This window comes from Lysinibacillus sp. KU-BSD001, assembly GCF_042920265.1.
Classification (GTDB): Bacteria; Bacillota; Bacilli; order Bacillales_A; family Planococcaceae; genus Lysinibacillus_B.
The window spans coordinates 100,791-120,702 of the sequence record NZ_JBDQZI010000013.1 but is presented as its reverse complement, the minus strand read 5'-3'; the positions used below and the strand labels follow the sequence as shown (position 1 = coordinate 120,702).

12 protein-coding genes and 1 riboswitch are annotated in these 19,912 nt (G+C 36.7%); of the genes, 11 read left to right on the top strand and 1 reads right to left on the bottom strand.

What is annotated here, in order from left to right; genetic code table 11:
• Positions 1 to 22: 22 nt before the first annotated feature.
• From AAGS61_RS16910 to AAGS61_RS16860, 11 genes are all read left to right on the top strand, one after another.
• On the top strand, positions 23 to 1,309 hold the full coding sequence (locus tag AAGS61_RS16910) for an adenylosuccinate synthase (RefSeq protein ID WP_391374521.1): 1,287 nt from the start codon (positions 23 to 25) through the stop codon (positions 1,307 to 1,309).
• Positions 1,310 to 1,565: 256 nt separating this feature from the next.
• Complete coding sequence (locus AAGS61_RS16905; RefSeq protein ID WP_391374518.1) at positions 1,566 to 3,026, top strand: peptidoglycan DD-metalloendopeptidase family protein; 1,461 nt, start codon at positions 1,566 to 1,568, stop codon at positions 3,024 to 3,026.
• Between the two features lie 237 nt (positions 3,027 to 3,263).
• Positions 3,264 to 3,974 carry a response regulator YycF gene (gene yycF, locus AAGS61_RS16900; protein WP_391374515.1) on the top strand — a complete coding sequence of 237 codons (711 nt, stop codon included), beginning with the start codon at positions 3,264 to 3,266 and terminating at the stop codon, positions 3,972 to 3,974.
• Between the two features lie 6 nt (positions 3,975 to 3,980).
• Entirely contained in the window at positions 3,981 to 5,819 is a 1,839-nt protein-coding gene (walK, locus tag AAGS61_RS16895; protein ID WP_391374512.1) for a cell wall metabolism sensor histidine kinase WalK, read from the top strand.
• The gene (locus AAGS61_RS16890; protein ID WP_391374509.1) at positions 5,816 to 7,141 is read left to right on the top strand and encodes a YycH family regulatory protein; all 1,326 of its coding nucleotides are present in this window, start codon (positions 5,816 to 5,818) and stop codon (positions 7,139 to 7,141) included. Before walK ends, AAGS61_RS16890 begins: the two co-directional genes overlap by 4 nt.
• On the top strand, positions 7,128 to 7,949 hold the full coding sequence (locus AAGS61_RS16885; RefSeq protein WP_391374506.1) for a two-component system regulatory protein YycI: 822 nt from the start codon (positions 7,128 to 7,130) through the stop codon (positions 7,947 to 7,949). The genes AAGS61_RS16890 and AAGS61_RS16885 overlap by 14 nt, the downstream gene beginning before the upstream one ends.
• A 13-nt stretch (positions 7,950 to 7,962) precedes the next feature.
• The gene (locus AAGS61_RS16880; protein WP_391374503.1) at positions 7,963 to 8,751 is read left to right on the top strand and encodes an MBL fold metallo-hydrolase; all 789 of its coding nucleotides are present in this window, start codon (positions 7,963 to 7,965) and stop codon (positions 8,749 to 8,751) included.
• A gap of 124 nt (positions 8,752 to 8,875) precedes the next feature.
• Positions 8,876 to 10,165 (top strand): S1C family serine protease, encoded by a 1,290-nt coding sequence (locus AAGS61_RS16875; protein ID WP_391374501.1) that lies wholly within the window; start codon positions 8,876 to 8,878, stop codon positions 10,163 to 10,165.
• A gap of 153 nt (positions 10,166 to 10,318) precedes the next feature.
• On the top strand, positions 10,319 to 10,483 hold the full coding sequence (locus AAGS61_RS16870; protein ID WP_391374498.1) for a CxxH/CxxC protein: 165 nt from the start codon (positions 10,319 to 10,321) through the stop codon (positions 10,481 to 10,483).
• Between the two features lie 90 nt (positions 10,484 to 10,573).
• Positions 10,574 to 11,053, top strand: a complete 480-nt coding sequence (rlmH, locus tag AAGS61_RS16865) for a 23S rRNA (pseudouridine(1915)-N(3))-methyltransferase RlmH (RefSeq protein ID WP_391374496.1) — start codon at positions 10,574 to 10,576, stop codon at positions 11,051 to 11,053.
• Positions 11,054 to 11,462: 409 nt separating this feature from the next.
• A riboswitch (cyclic di-GMP riboswitch) is annotated at positions 11,463 to 11,548 on the top strand.
• Positions 11,549 to 11,640: 92 nt separating this feature from the next.
• On the top strand, positions 11,641 to 17,316 hold the full coding sequence (locus tag AAGS61_RS16860) for an OmpL47-type beta-barrel domain-containing protein (RefSeq protein WP_391374493.1): 5,676 nt from the start codon (positions 11,641 to 11,643) through the stop codon (positions 17,314 to 17,316).
• A gap of 335 nt (positions 17,317 to 17,651) precedes the next feature.
• On the opposite strand, the gene AAGS61_RS16855 is transcribed toward AAGS61_RS16860, so the two are convergent.
• The gene (locus tag AAGS61_RS16855) at positions 17,652 to 19,316 is read right to left on the bottom strand and encodes a methyl-accepting chemotaxis protein (protein WP_391374491.1); all 1,665 of its coding nucleotides are present in this window, start codon (positions 19,314 to 19,316) and stop codon (positions 17,652 to 17,654) included.
• Between the last annotated feature and the right edge of the window lie 596 nt (positions 19,317 to 19,912).

Sequence of the window (19,912 nt, the reverse complement as noted above, 5' to 3'; positions counted from 1 at the left end):
AATTGTTTTTGGAGGTGCAAGTATGTCATCAATTGTTGTTGTAGGTACACAATGGGGAGATGAAGGGAAAGGGAAAATTACTGATTTCCTCTCTAAAAAAGCAGATATTATTGCTCGATTTGCGGGCGGAGATAATGCCGGTCATACGATTAAATTTGACGGTGAAACATATAAGCTACATCTTATTCCATCAGGCATTTTCTATCGAGACAAAACCTCAGTCATTGGAAATGGATTAGTCATTAATCCAAAATCAATTGTAACAGAGCTTCAAGGTTTACATGCACGAGGGGTTGATACCTCCAATTTGCGTATTTCAAATCGTGCACACATTATCCTCCCTTACCATATCCATCAAGATAAAATAGAAGAAGCGGCGCGCGGTGATCAAAGAATCGGTACAACGTGTAAAGGCATTGGCCCTTGCTATCAAGATAAAGTGGCACGTATCGGCATCCGTGTAGCAGATTTATTAGATAAAGAAATATTTCAACAAAAATTACGAGAGAATGTAGCTTTAAAAAATAAGCTATTTGAAAAATTCTATGAGGTAGAAGGCATTCCATTTGAAGAAATTTTCGAAGAGTATTATCGTTACGGACAAGAAATTGCCCAATATGTAACAGATACATCCAAAATTTTGAACGATGTATTAGATCAAGGTGGTCGTGTATTATTTGAAGGTGCCCAAGGTGTAATGTTAGATATCGATCAAGGGACATATCCATTTGTTACTTCATCTAATCCTGTAGCAGGTGGAGTGGCAATTGGTGCCGGCGTTGGTCCATCAAAAGTATCGCGTGTTGTCGGTGTATGTAAAGCATATACATCACGTGTTGGGGATGGTCCATTCCCAACAGAATTATTTGATGAAACAGGTCATCATATTCGCGAGGTAGGTCGTGAATATGGTACAACAACAGGCCGCCCGCGTCGTGTTGGTTGGTTTGACTCAGTCGTAGTACGGCATTCTCGCCGTGTATCCGGTATTACAGATTTAGCGTTAAACTCCATTGATGTATTATCCGGTTTAGAAACGGTAAAAATTTGTACTGCCTATGAATATAACGGTGAACTCATTACAGAATATCCTGCGAACTTACATATTATTGAACAATGTAAGCCAGTCTATGAGGAACTACCAGGTTGGAGTGAGGATATTACAGGGGTTCGTTCATTAGAAGAATTACCAGAAAATGCGCGTCGTTACGTGGAACGTATTGTTGCGTTAACTGGCATACAGCTCATGACATTTTCTGTTGGTCCAGCGCGTGAACAGACAAATGTTGTGAATACAATTTGGGACTAATCACAACGAGCTTCTAGAGGTCATGTTACTTCTAGAAGTTTTTTATTTGCTTTTGGTGAATTTTATTTTTTATAAAAACAATAAAAAATACCAAAAATTAGTTGAAAAAAGAAAAGTTTTTCAGAAATAATACAATTTCATTACAAAAAACAATATGCCTTCAATCTAAAAATGGGATGTGTTACAGTATATTAGTATGAATTTTTGAAAACTATTTTCTACATAGATAGGATAGAATGTTGGAAGGGGCTTTATCATGGATTTTAAGGAAAGTGCGAAATCCGGCCAAAAAAGCTTTTTAGAACGTTGTAAAGCGAACGGTGTGAAAATTGTTGTTGTCGCTGCTTTACTATCAACTGTAACGTTCAATCTCGGTTTCGCAAAAGAAGATCAGAAAGAAAAATTTGATAAAATTTACCATATTTATAATGGTGATGCGTATATCGGCGCTGTATCGAATAAAGAAACAATCGATGCGCTCATTACACAGAAAAAACAAGAAGCGAGTACTAGGTATGAGGAGCTTTCCATTGACGCTGGTTCAAATATTACAATTATGCCTGAACAAGTATTTACAGCTAATGTAAATGAAGCAGAGACAATTGAAAAGCTAGTAAACTCTATCGCTATAGAAGCAGATGCTTATGCACTATTAGTAAATGGTGAGCGTGTTGCCTACTTAAAAGATGCTAGCGAGTATGAACAAGCAATGAATTTATTAAAACTTCAATACATATCTCAACAAGAGTTAGATGCATTGAATAATCATAATGTCACAGAACCAGTAGCATTAACAGAAGACAATCAAACACGTGTAGTAGAACTTTCTCTAGTAGAAGATGTAACAGGGGAAGCAGCAAAAGTAAATCCAGCAGACATTATTACACCTGAACAAGCAGTAGAACTATTACAATCAGGTGCACTAGAAAAAGAAGTATATGAAGTACAACAAGGCGATGTATTAGGTTCCATCGCGAAAAAACACGGATTAAAATTAAAAGAATTACTAGCTTTAAATCCAGAGGTGTCCGAAACAGAGCTATTGAAAATTGGACAACCATTAAATGTAACTGTAGCGAAACCTTTTGTAACAGTAAAAGTAGTAATGGAAAAGTTTAAAGTAGAAGCAATTGAATTCCAAAAAATTAAGGAAGAAGACTCCACGATGCCAAAAGGGGAGTCAAAAGTAAAGCAAGAAGGTAAAGCAGGTCAAAAAGAAGTGCTTTATACGATTACTTCTGAAAATGGTGTTCGAACGGACAAGCAAGTGACAAATGAAGTAGTAGTAGCAGAACCAGTAAATACGATTGAAGTCATTGGCACGAAAGTAATCCCATCTCGCGGTACTGGTTCATTTGCATGGCCAACAGTAGGGGGCTATATTTCAAGTCATATGGGTGAACGTTGGGGAGCATACCACCGTGGAATTGATATTGCACGTCCATCAAATTACACAATTAAAGCAACTGATAATGGCGTTGTCACATTCACAGGTTGGGATGGGACATACGGCAATAAAATAGTGATTAATCACAATAACGGTTATGAAACCGTTTATGCCCATCTTTCTTCTATTGATGTATCAGTTGGTCAAGTGGTAGAACAAGGTTCAAAAATAGGGGTTATGGGCTCAACAGGTAATTCAACAGGTACACATTTACACTTTGAAGTGCAGCAAAATGGAGCACTCATTAATCCGCTATCTGTATTAAAATAATTATAGTAAGAAGAACTATCTGAAAAGATAGTTCGGGCGACCACCGTAGGAGCAATATCGATCAAGGAGTAGGGGGCCGGAAAGTAATCACTTTCTGGCCTCCCTTCTTTGTATTTAAGACACTACTATTTCTCGGGAAATAATAGATGACTTGCACGTGTTTGATGCATGGAACAGAAAAGCGTGTTAGAGTAAGAAATAGAAGAGTTATTTCTAATGCGAAAGGGAGATTTATATATGAATAAAACGATTTTAGTTGTTGATGACGAGAAGCCAATCGCAGATATTTTACAATTTAATTTAATTAAAGAAGGATATACAGTTATTTGTGCTTATGATGGCGAAGAAGCCCTTGCCAAGATAGAAGAACAGCAACCTGATTTAATGCTTTTAGATATCATGTTACCGAAACGAGATGGGATGGAAGTATGTCGTGAAGTGCGTAAAAAATACGATTTTCCCATTATTATGTTAACCGCTAAAGGTTCTGAAATTGATAAAGTACTTGGTCTTGAAATGGGGGCGGATGATTACGTCACAAAACCATTTAGTACACGTGAATTGATAGCACGTGTGAAAGCGAATATGCGTCGTTTAAATGTTACAGCACAAGTAGAAGAACCAACAGAAGAATCGAATAATATTACGATTGGCTCTTTAACAATCCAGCCGGATGCTTATTTAGTATTAAAGCGTGGCGAAGCGATTGAATTAACACATCGAGAATTTGAACTACTACACTATTTGGCCAAACATATTGGACAAGTAATGACACGCGAGCATTTATTACAAACCGTATGGGGTTATGACTATTTTGGTGATGTACGTACAGTAGACGTTACAATTCGCCGACTGCGTGAGAAAATTGAGGATAATCCAAGTCATCCAACATGGATTGTCACAAGACGAGGTGTAGGGTATTATTTACGAAATCCTGAACAGGAGTAGAATTACATGCAAAAAGTAAGCTTCTTTAAATCGATTCACGTAAAGCTGGTATTCATTTATATTTTATTAATTATTATTGCGCTCCAAATTATTGGTCTTTATTTCTCGAGGGAATTAGAACAAAATTTAAAGGATAGCTTCCAACAATCTATAATACAACGCATTGATTTAGTACAATACAGCATTCGTGAAGAAATTTTAAAAGAACGTGATGACACGACGATGGCTACACTGGAAACGAGTTTAGGGATTATTTTACAAGAATTTTCAACCGGAGATATAAAGGAAATTCGTGTCATCGATCATCGCAACCGTATTTTGGCCACATCTGATTCAAATAACCAATCGCTAGTTGGACAGAAATCAAATGAGGATATTATACGTACCGCTATTTCTTCTCAAACGCCTAGTGAAAAGATTGCACTTGATCCAGAAAATCGTAACCGTGTATGGGCATTAGCAACACCGATTTTAGATACAGTGGGTCCGGATGGAGAAGTCATTGGGGCTATTTATATTGAATCAGATATTGAAAAAATATTTGTGCAATTGAATGAGATTAACCGTATTTTTGCAGCCGGTACAGCTATGTCACTCATCATTACGATTATTTTAGGAATTTTAGTAGCACGCACGATTACACGGCCGATTTCAGATATGCGTCGCCAAGCACAGGCGATGTCAAAAGGAAATTTCTCACGAAAAGTGCGCGTGTATGGGACAGATGAAATTGGACAGCTGGCCATTGCGTTTAATAATTTAACGAATCGTTTGCAAGAATCGCAATCGACAACAGAAGCGGAACGTCGTAAATTGGCAAGCGTTTTGAGTAATATGACAGATGGTGTGATTGCAACCGATCGAAAGGGACGTATCATTTTAATTAATGATCCAGCAATGAGCATGTTACATGTTACACGTGAAACGACGCTAAATCGTCCGATTGCTTCTGTGCTAGGCATTGATCAAGATTATAGTTTTGAAGATTTAATTTATATGAAAGAACCTATGAACTTGAACTTTAGTACATCGGATGTGCCGTATATTTTACGTGCAAACTTTTCGGTGATTCAAAAGGAAACAGGTTTTGTAAATGGTCTGATTACAGTATTGCATGATATTACAGAGCAAGAAAAAATCGATATGGAGCGTCGTGAATTTGTAGCGAACGTATCGCATGAGCTTCGTACACCACTAACAACAATGCGCAGCTATTTAGAGGCTTTAGCAGATGGTGCATGGCAAGACGAAAACATTGCGCCGCACTTCTTAAATGTTACACAGACAGAAACAGAGCGCATGATTCGTTTAGTCAATGATTTATTGCAGCTATCGAAAATGGATAGCCAAGAATATGAATTAGATTGTGAATTTGTAGAATTTAATAAATTCTTTGAACGCATTATTGAACGGTTTGAAATGTCAAAATCACAAAATGTAGAGTTTATTCGTTTATTGCCAGAGACGAGCTATTTCGTGGAAGTAGATACAGATAAATTAACACAAGTCATCGATAATATTATTTCAAATGCACTAAAATATTCGCCGGACGGTGGGAATATTCGCTTCGGATTTACAGTGCATGACAATATGTTAAAAGTGATGATTTCCGATGATGGTATGGGGATTCCCAAAGAAAATGTTGGCCGTATTTTTGATCGCTTTTACCGAGTAGACCGTGCGCGTGCCCGTTCGATGGGTGGGACAGGTTTAGGTTTAGCGATTGCGCGTGAAATGATTGAAGCGCACGGCGGAAAAATATGGGCAGAAAGTGAAGAGGGTATAGGAACAACGGTTTTCTTCACATTACCGTATGAACTAGACGAAGCGGGGGATTGGGAATGAAATATATAGAACCGATTAAATCGTTTATATTATTCTTTCTTGTTCTCATGAGTCTGATGCTGACATTTATGACGTGGAGCTATAAACCTGAATATCCGTATACGGAAGTCCCGCAGACGGATTATACTTTAATGGGCGATAAAAAGAGCCTATCAGATGTGATGAAGCCATATCGTATGCTTTTCTCAACAGAGGAAGGCTTTTATGGCACAAGTTCAACAGTTGCAATTGATACGATTATGGACCATTTCAACGGGTTGCAAGCTAAAAACTTTACGCTACTGAATGCCAATTTATCGAATGAAAAAACAAATGAAATGATACGTATCCAAAATCGTATGACAATGTTTTTCCAGATTGATATACCAATACAAGCATTTCAAGAAATCATTCCGATAGAGGATACGGAGTTTCACGATGCGACATTTAATCGACTCATGATTGACTGGAATACAGTTGAGGAGAATCGGCAAGTACAAATATTCTTTGTAAGCACAAGCAATGAAACGGTTTATCGTGTAGATATAACGATCACGAATACAGAGGAATTTAAAAAGTTATTCGTTGGGCAACCTAAAAATTACTTACCATACAGAGAATTGACTCGTGAACATCAACTGTCTCTCTATACAGTAGTAGATCCATTAGAAGTGATACAGTATACGTACTTTGTTAATAATTTTTCTTCCGATTTATTAAAAGAAGTATTATTTGAAGACACAAGCATCGTACTAAAAACAGTAGAGGGTTCGCAGGAAAAGTACACAGATATTATGTCCCTGTTAACGCTCGATACAGATACAAAAGTAATGAACTATGTAGACCCGGCAGCAGAAAGCATTGCAGCCATTGAACCTTACGATTTAGTACAAGATACATTTGGTTTTGTCAATGAGCATGGTGGTTTTACTGGGGACTATCGTTTAGCAGCGATGAATTTGCAAAAGCATGTCATAGAATATCAGCTATTTTTACAAGGTTATCCTGTATTTAGTGGGAATGTCTTAACGCGTGTTTCTACCACATGGGGAGAGCAACGGATTTACCGTTACCGTCGTCCATCTTATTCACTGGATATAGACATTACAGCAGTCAAAGCGATTAAGGAACTCGCTTCTGGTCATGATATTGTGGCTCATATTAATCGACATACGGAGCTGGATCTAGCGAAAGTAGATGATTTGGTCATTGGCTATTATTTAAGGCAAGGCGAAAATTCGGATTTATATATTTTAGAACCAAGCTGGTTTGCCATAACAGGTAGTAGTTGGACACGCCTTACGACAGAATGGGCTGGAGGTGATGAATATGGATTGGAATAAAACAAAATCTATATTCATTGGTGTCTTTCTAATTTTAAATATATTTTTGTATTCACAATATTTAAAGGCGTATAGTGAAGCGCAAAAAGTACAACCATTAGGACAAAATGATATTGAAGAACGATTAAAGGAAGAGGGGATTACATATGCAGGGCTACCGAATAATATCGAGAAAGCACAGTATATATCCGCTAAAGTCAAAACCTATTCGTTAGATGAACTTCCTAAGAACAATAATCAACAATATCAACTTAGTAGTGACAGTGAATTAGTCGTCACATTTAAAGAACCCATTAAATTAATTAGTACAAAGCAGCCGACTACGTTAAAGGATTTTGTAAGACAGTATGTATACGAAGGGACTTCATTTGAACTATGGGAGATTAATGAAGAATTACGCACGGCCACATTTTCTCAACGTTTTAATGAATACATCTTATACCACAATAAATACAGTAAAAACGGTTATGTTAAAATTCATTGGAATGCAAATGGCGAAGTGTTTATGTATGAGCAATCGTTGTTTGAGAAAGTAGAAGTAATTGAGCAACAAAAAGGAATTTTATCGCCGCTACAAATACTGCGCGTGTTGTATACAAAAAATTTATTGAAAACCGATTCACATATTGCCTCGATGAGATTAGGCTATTCCACGTTAATGCAGTTAACCCAAACACAAGTATTTACCCCTACATGGGAAGTACGTGTACGAACAGCTGAAGGGGAAGAGGAACAATATTTTGTGAATGCAATTCAAGGGAAAGTAATTGAATTTAAACCAGATATAGAAGAGGTAGTAGAAGAATAAAGGAGTTTCAATGATGCGATTTAGTGTTTTAGCTAGTGGCAGTACAGGTAATGCTGTATATGTAGAAAATGATGAGCATGCCTTTTTAGTGGATGTCGGCTTAAGCGGTAAAAAGATGGAGGAGCTCTTTTCAAAAATTGACCGTGATATGAAAAAGCTAACAGGCTTACTTGTGACGCATGAACATAGCGATCATATAAAAGGACTTGGCGTTGTGGCACGAAAGTATAATATTCCAGTGTTTGCGAATGCTAAAACATGGGAAGCGATGGACGGGCTCATTGGGAACATTCCAACCGATTTACGCTTCCAATTTGATATGGAAACGACAAAATCATTTGGCTCGTTGTCCATTCAATCATTTGCTGTTTCACATGATGCAGCAGATCCTATGTTTTATGTTTTTCATGAAAATGACCGCAAGCTGGCCGTGATGACAGACACAGGCTATGTGAGTGATCGCATGAAAGGCCATATACGTGGTGCAGATGCCTTCGTATTTGAAAGCAATCATGATGTAGGGATGCTACAAATGGGGCGCTATCCGTGGAGCATTAAACGACGTATTTTGTCCGATGTGGGACATGTATCCAATGAGGATGCAGCAGTGGCAATGAGTGAAGTGGTGTTTGAAAAGCCAACGCAAATATATTTATCCCATTTAAGTAAAGATAACAATATGAAAGAGTTGGCACGTATGAGCGTAACCCAAACATTGCAGTCATGCGGTATTATTGAAGGGGAGTTTTTACATCTCCATGATACAGATGCAGACGAGCCGACGAAGCTTGTGACAGTATAAATCCAATGCCTTACGCAATTTTCGCGTAAGGCATTTTTAATGGAGTTTTAAAAAATTTTCATGTGATTTTAATGTTTTTTGTGTAATTTATAAGTACACAATATAAAAAAGGGGGACAACAAGGATGAATGATCATCACGAACAATCTGATACACAATTGACACCTCTACAAGAACGATTAAAGCGGGAAGAAGAGGAACGAAATAAACGGGCAATGAAAAGAAAGAATGGCAGTAAAGCAGGCTATTTTATGAGCGGCTTATCAGGGATTGTCATCGGTGCTTTACTCATGTGGTTACTACTGCCATCGCTGGCAAATCAATTACCAGGAACAACGACTGAAACGAAGGAACAAATAGGAACAGAGCAAACGGCTACTGTTGTCACAACGGATATTACAACGGCCGTTGAGAAAGTATCCGAAGCGGTTGTCGGTATTTCGAACTATCAAATTGTCCAAAATAATGTAGGTGGCTTTTGGTTTGGCCAAGGCGGTATACAACAAAATCAACAAGAAGAAGGCGAACTTCAAGAAGCAGGCACAGGTTCTGGTGTGATTTATAAAATCGAAAATGGTGAAGCCTTTATCGTGACAAACCACCATGTGATTGAAAAGGCAGAAAAGCTAGAAATTACATTAGCAGATGGCTCGAAAAAAGAGGCAACGTTAGTTGGAGGCGACATTTGGACCGATTTAGCGGTCATTAAAGTGAAAGCAGATGGTATTAAAACCGTCGCAAAATTTGGTGATTCCGATGTATTAAAACAAGGGGAAACGGTGATCGCTATCGGGAATCCGCTTGGTTTAGATTTTTATGGTTCGGTAACTGTTGGGGTTATTTCGGGTACAGACCGCGCAGTACCAGTGGACTTAAATGGCGATGGTACAGAAGACTGGCAATCTGAAGTACTGCAGACAGATGCAGCCATTAACGGGGGTAACTCAGGTGGTGCCTTAGTGAATATTAACGGTGATTTAATCGGTATTAACTCCATGAAAATTGCAGCAGAATCGGTTGAAGGTTTAGGATTTGCTATTCCAATTAATACCGTTATCCCAGTCATTCAGCAGCTTGAAACGAACGGTCAGGTAAAACGTCCAGCAATGGGTATTTCATTAATGGATTTAACCGATGTGCCAGCATTTTATCAAGCGCAAACATTACAATTACCTGAAGGGATTACAACAGGTGTAGTTGTCGCTGAAGTGGTAGAAGGCTCTGCAGCCGATCAAGCGGGGATGAAACAATATGATGTCATTTTTGAAATGGACGGTCAACCAATTGAGAACAGCATCGATCTTCGCCAGCACTTATATACAAAAACAAACATTGGCGATACATTAAGTGTCAAAGTATATCGCGCAGGAAAAGTAGTTGAATTAAACTTAGTATTAAAAGAAAGTACGACATAACTGTGGATAACTGAATAAAACTTTTCACAGCAAGTAGTGAAAGAAAGGCTTTTCTTTCCTACTTGTTTTTTGTTTGTTACAATGGTTGTGGATAATTCCGAGAAAATTGTGAATAAGTTTGTGGAAATTTCAAACTATTGGAGGAAGAAAATAATGAAAAAATATAGCTGTGAAACCCATATAGATCATGCGTTAGACATGTTCGTAGCAGAGACCGAAGACTTTCCAATTATGGAAAAAATATTAGATGCGGAAAAGTTATCCACAAAATGTGCTTACTGTGAAGAGCATGCAACATATATTGTATCAAGTAAATAACTTTACACAATATATAGAAAATGTCTGTGGATATGTGGATAACTTTTGTGGATAACGTGTTTGTAAATGAAATGTAAAGGTGGATAAGTTGTGAATATTACCATCATATCAGTTGGAAAATTAAAAGAGAAGTATTTAAAAATGGGAATTGATGAATATGCGAAACGTCTTTCTAGCTATGCGAAACTCGATTTTGTAGAAGTGCCAGACGAGAAGGCACCCGAGCAATTATCAGATGCAGAGATGGAGCAGGTAAAGAAAAAGGAAGGCGAGCGTATTCTAGCAAAAGTCAATGACGGTACATATGTCATCGCACTTGCGTTAGATGGCAAAATGAAAACGAGCGAACAAATGGCAGCCGATCTCGATGCACTTATGACATACGGCAAAAGCAAAGTCGCCTTCATCATCGGTGGCTCACTCGGTCTACATGACGATGTATTAAAACGCGCTGACGAAAAACTATGCTTTGGCAAAATGACCCTCCCCCACCAACTAATGAAGCTTGTGTTGGTCGAACAGATTTATCGGAGTTTTAGGATTATTAAGGGGGAACCTTACCATAAGTAAATGAAGTTTTTACAATATATGAACTGTACCTCGTTATAATTTAAGTGATTATAACAAGGTACAGTTTTTTATTTTAATTAGGTGCTTTATTTGCTAATTGGAGTTGAATTGTTTGAGGATCTTCGGGAATTTTTCCATTTTTCCCTATGAAATTAAATAATTTTTTAGAGTAACTTAAATTACATTATAAAGTTCCGTATTTAAATCATAAAGCGTATCTAAATACTCATTGCAGCTTCAACCAATTGTTGTATTAGGAATTTATCAATATTTATGTATGACCATTAAACTATATTAGAGTAAATTAAAGATAGATAGAGATAGGGAAAAATAGATATAGATAGGTATAAAGGTAGTTTCGTGTATGTGGATTTGGTATTATGATAGCCTTGTAACATATAAAATAACCAAGTGAAAAAGGCAAACCACGAGAAATCGTGAGACGCAAAGCCAAGGGCCTGGACCACGCTATGTGGATGGCAGCCGGTTACCGCAAGGATTCAGAGTCCTTTTATTTGAGCCTTGTTAAGAGGCTTATTTTTATGCGCGTTTTTCCTAATTCACTACTGAAAGGTAGGGTAAAGAACATGGGTAAAAGTGTATCAAGTAAAATTTCGGTATTAATAGCATTTGTGTTAATTTTGCAAATATTCTTGTTTCCAATGAAAAATGTTTTGGGAGCAACAGATAATAGCATTCTGCCGCCAAGTAACCTTGCTTACCAACATATCACAGCAGATGATGTGAAGCTTACTTGGAGTTCGGTAGTCAGTGCCACTGGCTATAAAATATATGAAATTACAGAAGGTCAATTAATATCACATGGTACAGTTACTACGAACAATTACACGATTAATGACCTTCCAGAAGGATCTTACACATATGTTGTTTCAACATTAAGTGCTAATGGAGAGTCTGGTCCTGGTGAACCTATCACAGTGAATGTCGTTTATCCAACGATGGCAGCACCAACACTTACGTACACTTTACAAAACGTAAATGACATTAACTTGAGCTGGACGACTTCTCAGTATGCGGAAGAGTATAAAGTGTACCAAATTGGACTAAATGGTGAGAACACTTTAGTTACTACAGTAAAAGGTAAAACGTATACGATTTCAAATGCTCCAGAAGGAGACTTCACGTACGCGGTTTCGTCATTTAACTCTAAATATGGAGAGTCGCCAATTTCTAATACTGTAAGCGCAACAAGTGTTCATCCAGAAATGGTAGCACCAACGAATTTGACGTATACAATTGCAAATGTCAATGACATAACGTTAAAATGGTCTGCTTCTACAAATGCAACAGGTTATAACGTATATCAAATTGTTGATGGTCAAAAAATATTAAAGAGTACAGTAACAGGATTGAGTGTTACCTATACGAACACTCCAAGTGGGGAATCCGTATATGAAGTTCATTCTGTAAGTAGCCGTTTTGGAGAATCGGCAGAAGGAAGTCAAATAACGGTGACTATAGGATCACTAACAATGCTTCCTCCATCAAACGTAACGCATACAATTGCAAATCTTAATGATGTTACGTTAAAATGGAACGCTGCTGCAAATGCGACAAGCTATAAAGTATATCAAATTATTGATGGTCAAAAAATATTAAAGAGTACAGTAACAGGGACGAGTGTAACTTATATGAATATCCCTGGTGGGGAATCCGTATATGAAGTTTATTCTGTAAGTAGCCGCTTTGGGGAATCAGCAGAAGGAAGTCAAATAACGGTAACTGTAGAATCGGTAACGATGCTTCCCCCATCAAACGTAACATATACAATTGCAAATCTTAATGATGTTACGTTAAAATGGAACGTTGCTGCAAATGCGACAAGCTATAAAGTATATCAAATTATCGATGGTCAAAAAATATTAAAGAGTACAGTAACAGGGACGAGTGTAACTTATACGAATATCCCTGGTGGGGAATCCGTATATGAAGTTTATTCTGTAAGTAGCCGCTTTGGGGAATCAGCAGAAGGAAGTCAAATAACGGTAACTGTAGAATCGGTAACGATGCTTCCCCCATCAAACGTAACATATACAATTGCAAATCTTAATGATGTTACGTTAAAATGGAACGCTGCTGCAAATGCGACAAGCTATAAAGTATATCAAATTATCGATGGTCAAAAAATATTAAAGAGTACAGTAACAGGGACGAGTGCAACTTATACGAATATTCCTAGTGGGGAGTCCGTATATGAAGTTCATTCTGTAAGTAGTCGTTTCGGTGAGTCGATAGAAGGTAGCCGAGTAAATGTAATTATCGAAGAAGTTGTGATGACACCGCCAAGCAATGTTACGTATACAATTGCGAACGGAAATGACATTGTTTTAAAATGGGACGCTGCTACAAATGCGACAAGCTATAAAGTGTATCAAATTATTAATGGACAAAAAGTATTAAAGAGTACAGTAACGACAACAAGTGTTACATATGCAAACTCTTCATCGGGGGACTATGCGTACGAAATTTATTCTGTAAGTAGTCGTTTTGGTGAGTCGGCAGAAGGGATTTCAATTTCTGTAACGCTAGAGCCTGTTGTAATGGCAGCACCAACGAATCCGACATATACAGCAGCTAACATTAATGATATTACATTAAAATGGGATACTGTTACAAATGCAACAAGCTATAAAGTATATCAAATTATTAATGGACAAAAAGTATTAAAAAGTACAGTAACTAATACAAGTGCAACGTACACGTATTTGCCAGCAGGTGATTACAACTATGAAATTTACGCTTTTTCTAGCCGTTTTGGAGAGTCAGCGGAAAGTGCGAAAATTTCTTTCAAAATTGAATTTCCTCAAATGAGTCCGCCGGCAAACTTAACGTATATTATTAAAAATACTTCGGACTTCACTTTAAATTGGGATGCTGTAGAAAACGCGACAAGCTATAAAGTGTATCAAATAATTGATGGAAAAAAGGTTTTGAAAAATACTGTTACTGGAACGACTATTAACTATACAAAGATGGCACCAGGTGAATATACCTATGAAATACATTCTGTAAGTAACCGTTTTGGAGAATCAGTAGAAGGTAGTAAAGCTTCTTTAACATTAAATGAAGTAGATTTACCTGCACCAACAAATTTAGCGTATACAATTCTTAATGGAAATGACATTAAGTTGACGTGGACAGCTGTTACAGGTGCATCGAACTATAAAGTTTACGAAATTGTCGATGGTCAAAGAATTTTAAAGAGCACGTTAACAGGAACGACTGTAACTTATACGAACCAATCAGAAGGGGCTCACAACTATGTTGTAACATCTTTCACGTCACTATTTGGAGAGTCATCAAATACAGCTGAAATTACAGTTCCTTTACAGTTTCCAAATATGGCTGCACCAAGTTCTTTAATATTCAAAATTCAGAATGGAAATGACGTTGTTTTAACTTGGGGAGCAGTGCAATATGCAACAAGTTATAAGGTGTATGAACTTATTGATGGACAAAAAGTATTGAAAAATACAGTAACTACTTTATCAACTACATTGGCTAATGTATCATTCGGGGAGCATGTGTATATTGTTCATTCTGTAAGCCCTCGCTTTGGTGAGTCAACAGAAGGTAATGAAATATCTGTTAATATGAGTGAAGTACAAATGGCTGCACCAGGTAATGCAACGTACAGTTTTGTAAATGGAAATGACATCAAGTTAACTTGGGAGACAGTTTCTTTCGGGACAAACTATAAAGTATATCAAATTATTGATGGACAAAAAGTATTAAAAAGTACATTAACTACTACAAGCGTAACGTATGCTAATCAGCCAGAGGGCGAGTATGTGTTTGAAATTCATTCGTACAATTCTCGTTACGGTGAATCGGCAGAAGGAAGCAAAGTAAAATTTACTTTAACTTTCCCAGAAGTGCAAGCGCCAAGCAATTTAACGAAAACAGCTACAAATGTGAATGACATTGTTTTAAAATGGAACGCTGTAACGTATGCAACGAGCTATAAAGTGTATCAAATCATTGATGGACAAAAAGTATTAAAGAATACAGTAGCAACTACTTCAGCATCATTCCCTAAAATGGAAGAAGGACAATATGAATTTGTAGTTCATGCTGTTAGTCCACGTTTCGGTGAATCAGCAGAAGGAAGTAACATTGAATTCGAAATGATTTGGCCAGAAGTACAAGCGCCTAGCAATTTAACGAAAACGGCAACGAATGTAAATGACATTGTTTTAAAATGGAACGCTGTAACGTATGCAACGAGCTATAAAGTGTATCAAATTGTTAATGGACAAAAGGTATTAAAGAATACAGTAACAACTACTTCAGCGTCATTCCCTAAAATGGAAGAAGGACAATATGAATTTGTAGTTCATGCTGTTAGTCCACGTTTCGGTGAATCAGCAGAAGGAAGTAACATTAACTTTGAAATGATTTGGCCGGAAGTACAAGCCCCAGTCATGGCGAGCACAATTTTTAACGGTAACAACATTACGTTATCATGGCAAGCTGTTAATTGGGCAAATGAATACCTTGTATATAAAGTAACGGGATCAGATCGTCAACTAGTATACAAAGGAACAGCTTTAACTACAAAACTTTTTAATCTTTCAGAGGCAACCCATTATTATGAAATTGTTGCGTTTAGTACTCGTTTCGGTGAATCAGCTCCTTCTAGCCAATTGGCAGTGAATATTATATTTCCAGAAATGGAGCCTCCAGTAGCAAGCATTAAATTACTAAGTGAGACGAGTGCTCGAATTATATGGAACTTTGTAACGTATGCAAATGGTTATAATGTATATGAACTTGTGAATGGGGAACCAGTGCTAATTGCAGAAAAGATTAATAACCTGTCTTACACAATTTCAGATTTAACATATGCAGATCACGAATATTATGTAACATCATATAGTAACTCATTTGGTGAATCAACACCGTCAAATGTGGTGTTAGCGAAATTGATTGTTGATGCAACGGCCCCTATTACGACAGCGAATGTACCAGCTGAGTGGACAAATGTAAGTCCTGTCGAAGTTACATTATCTGCAACAGATGACGAAACAGGTGTAGCCAATACGTATTATTCATTAAACGATGATGCGTTTGTATCTGGAACATCGCTTACGGTGTCAGAGCAGGGAATTCATAAAATTACTTTCTATTCTGTAGATAAAGTAGGTAATAAAGAAACAGAGAAAACTGAACTTGTGAAAATTGATACGGAAGCGCCAACTACAAAAACTAGTGATATTCCAAAGTGGTTTACTGCCAATACAGTTATTAACTTATTTGCAACAGACGCATTAAGTGGAGTATTTAAAACGTATTACTCAATTGATGGAGCAGCATATGTGGAAGGTACAACAATTAAAGTAGATGGAAGTAAACCTTCTTATAAAGTTAGCTTTTATTCAGTAGATGTTGCTGGAAACAAAGAGGAAGTTCAAACGATTGAATTAAAAGCAGATGTAATTGCACCTACTACAACTGCGATAGCTCCAAAAGAATGGACAAACGAAGATGTAGTTGTAAAATTACAAGCACAAGATGCTGAAAGTGGCATTGCAAAAACGTTTTATTCACTTAATGGATCTGCTTTTATAGAAGGAAATACTTTCACAGTCCGAAAAGAAGGAATTCATACAATTCAATTTTATTCTGTTGATTTAGTAGGTAATGTGGAGGATTCAAATACTATTGAAGTGAAAATCGATAAAACAGCACCAAACGTTTCAATGGATGTAAACAAAGAGTACAGTTTGGGTGATTCAGTACAATTAGTATATTCAGCAAATGACAGTCTTTCAGGTGTTGTTTCAGAAGAAATGGTTATTACTTCGCCAAGTTTAAAAACAACAGTTGTAGCAAATGGAGAATCTATAAAATTTGATGAGCATGGCGTGTATAACGTAACTGTTACAGTAACAGACGCTGCTGGAAATAGCATGACTATTACAAAACAATTTACTGTTTATATTCCAGCTACGGTGGAGGTAACGCCAGAAGTTATTAAAGGAAATAAAGGGATATTCACAGTACGTGTTATTCTACCAGAAGGGTTCAGTACAAAAGGCTTCGACTTGAATACTGCAACTGTTAATGGTGTAAAAGCTTTAAATAGCAATAATGGATACTATAATCAAGCAGGACTTGGACAGTTTAAGTTCGAACGTTCTCATTTTACGTGGAATCAATCGCAAGTAACACTTGAGTTTAGAGGTTACGTAAATGGAGTACTAGTTGTTGGACAAAAAACTGTTAAAGTAATTCAATAAAAGCTTATATTTATCAAATTTATGCCCCCCCTCAGTTACTGAGAACCCTATCATAAGTAAATGCATTTTTTTAATCAAAATGAACGGAATACATTAGGCATTTATTTTGATGTTTAAGAAGTGAATTCTATTATGGTGGTAAGAAAGCTATAATGCCAAATTTTTGAATGTATAAACAATAATTAATTATTGTTATAAATTATATTTAACAATAAGAAACTGCCCCACCCATTGATAGATGTATCTAACAATGGTGGGGCAGTTCATTTGTTTTTCGGTGTTAATCATAAAAAATGATTTTATGCATACCTGTTTATTGCTATTTTAGTATGCATTTAAAGTTTAAATTGATGAACTAATCCATTTAGTTTTTCAGCTAATTTTGCAAGTTCGTCTGAATTATTAGCTACTTCTTCCATGGAACTGTTTATTTGCTGAGATGAGGCGGAAGTTTGTTCGACTCCTGCAGCGGATTCTTCCGAAATAGCTGCGATTTCTGAGATAGAACCATTCATGATTTTACTATCTGATGCTATGCTAGCTAAGTTTTCAGCTACTATTTTGATGCTGTTCGTCATATCTGTTACAGATGCGCTTATTCGAGTAAAAGTTTCTTGAGTCGTTTGAATTTGACTTGTTCCTTGTTGAACTTCCGTATAGCCATTTTGTAAGGATGTTGTTACTACACTGGATTCATTTTGTATGCCGGCGATAATGTCAGTAATGTCTACAATAGATGTAGAAACTTGCTCAGCAAGCTTTTTAACTTCATCTGCAACAATGGCAAAACCTCGACCATGTTCACCAGCTCTTGCAGCTTCAATTGCTGCATTTAATGCGAGGAGATTCGTTTGGTCAGCAATGTCCTGAATAACAGAAACCAATTTTGATATTTCTTGAGACTTGCTATCTAACTCCTGCACTTTTTGAACTGCATTATGTACAATTTCATCGATCTTAACCATCTGCTTGTTAGAGGAGTCCATTAAACGGGTACCTTCACTAGTCATTTGTAACACTTCAATGGCGGCTTTTTGAATTTGCTCCCCATTTGTATGAGCATCTTGAACGGTAGTTGAAAATGATCCCATAATGGAGGCCAGTTCGCTTGCATTTTTGGCTTCTGCTTCTGTACCAGCGGCCAATTCGTGCATAGTAGTAGCAATTTGTTGAGAACCAGCGTTCACTTCATTGGCTGATTGGGCTAACTCTTCACTTTGACTTGTGATGGATCCAGAGACGGTATTTATTTCACTTAGTAATGCACGAATATTACTACTCATTTCGTTTGTTGCCATGACAAGCTGACCTACCTCGTCTTGTGATTTTGTTGCTAATGGTTCTTTGCTGATATCCCCACTCGCCATTAACTTCATGCGTTCCATCACTTTTATAATGGGTGTTGCAATGATCGTAGAAGTAATTAGTGCGGCAGCTAAACTAACCACTATCACTGAAATAGTTACGATGGTGGTTATAAGTAGTGTTTTTTGTCCATCTGCTATAATTTGGCGCTCTGCCTCATTAATCGAATCGCGACTTTTACGTGCCAACTCTTCATATCTGGTCATGATTTTACGTGCATCTGCATCTTTTTCTGCTAGGTTTTGTCGGGCTAACTCTTTATTTCCTTTGTCATACTCTTTGAATACTTCTTTTGTTACAAACGTTCGCCACTCAATAGTCTGTTTAATCAGATGGTTAAATTCCTCAGAAGCCCCAATCTCTCTAACAATTGCTTCATTATGTTTACCTTCTTCTGTGTAATCGTTAAATCGCTCTTTATAGTCGCCACCATATAACACATAACCACGGGCTGTTGCTATCCGATTGGCCATTGTTCTAGCGAGTTGCTCGTTAGCAATTAATAATGGCAGCTCTTGCTCTACAATATTTTTAGCTGTTTCATTATTCTTTTGGATTGCAGAATAATTGTACACTCCAAATAAAATGATAATTAAAATAATGAATGAAAACCCAAATAATATTTTCGTTTTCATACTTTTGAAATTAAATTGTTGCTTCAATTCGCACACTCATTTCTTATAATTTATATTTGGTGGTTGTTCAAAATTGTTAATTAACAGTTTGTTGATTTGTTTCTTCTTATAAGTATTAATTAAGAATAGGTTCCTTTTTTGTTATTAAAAATGGTTACAATTATTTACTACAAGTACAACAAATTTTTTATTGTGTGCGTTTGATTATATAGTTCTGCATCCTTAGCTTTGATTATATTTACTTCATTTTGTAACTATAATCATAGGTATTGTAACAAAATTAGTAAAAATATCAATGTGTTATACAAATATTTACAATTTTAACAAACTGACTTTCTTATATATTATTTACTTGAGTTATCAATGCTGTTTTAGTATCTTGAAATTTTTTTGTAACGAAATACAAGTTCAATAGTTATATAAGGGAAGGGGGCAAAGATATGGACTTTGAGGAAATCTATCAAGCGTATTTTCATGATGTGTATTTATATATGAAATCATTAGCAGCAGATGAAAATATTGCGGAGGAAATAACGTAAGAAACGTTTTTCAAAGAGCCATCTGTACAAGTTAAGTATAGTACGTATGTTCTTTTT

Excerpts from the sequence above, each read along its gene's own strand:
- AAGS61_RS16910 (WP_391374521.1), top strand. The coding sequence starts at position 23 with ATGTCATCAATTGTTGTTGTAGGTACACAATGGGGAGATGAAGGGAAA.
- AAGS61_RS16905 (WP_391374518.1), top strand. The coding sequence starts at position 1,566 with ATGGATTTTAAGGAAAGTGCGAAATCCGGCCAAAAAAGCTTTTTAGAA.
- yycF (WP_391374515.1), top strand. The coding sequence starts at position 3,264 with ATGAATAAAACGATTTTAGTTGTTGATGACGAGAAGCCAATCGCAGAT.
- walK (WP_391374512.1), top strand. The coding sequence starts at position 3,981 with ATGCAAAAAGTAAGCTTCTTTAAATCGATTCACGTAAAGCTGGTATTC.
- AAGS61_RS16890 (WP_391374509.1), top strand. The coding sequence starts at position 5,816 with ATGAAATATATAGAACCGATTAAATCGTTTATATTATTCTTTCTTGTT.
- AAGS61_RS16885 (WP_391374506.1), top strand. The coding sequence starts at position 7,128 with ATGGATTGGAATAAAACAAAATCTATATTCATTGGTGTCTTTCTAATT.
- AAGS61_RS16880 (WP_391374503.1), top strand. The coding sequence starts at position 7,963 with ATGCGATTTAGTGTTTTAGCTAGTGGCAGTACAGGTAATGCTGTATAT.
- AAGS61_RS16875 (WP_391374501.1), top strand. The coding sequence starts at position 8,876 with ATGAATGATCATCACGAACAATCTGATACACAATTGACACCTCTACAA.
- AAGS61_RS16870 (WP_391374498.1), top strand. The coding sequence starts at position 10,319 with ATGAAAAAATATAGCTGTGAAACCCATATAGATCATGCGTTAGACATG.
- AAGS61_RS16860 (WP_391374493.1), top strand. The coding sequence starts at position 11,641 with ATGGGTAAAAGTGTATCAAGTAAAATTTCGGTATTAATAGCATTTGTG.
- AAGS61_RS16855 (WP_391374491.1), bottom strand. The coding sequence starts at position 19,316 with ATGAAAACGAAAATATTATTTGGGTTTTCATTCATTATTTTAATTATC.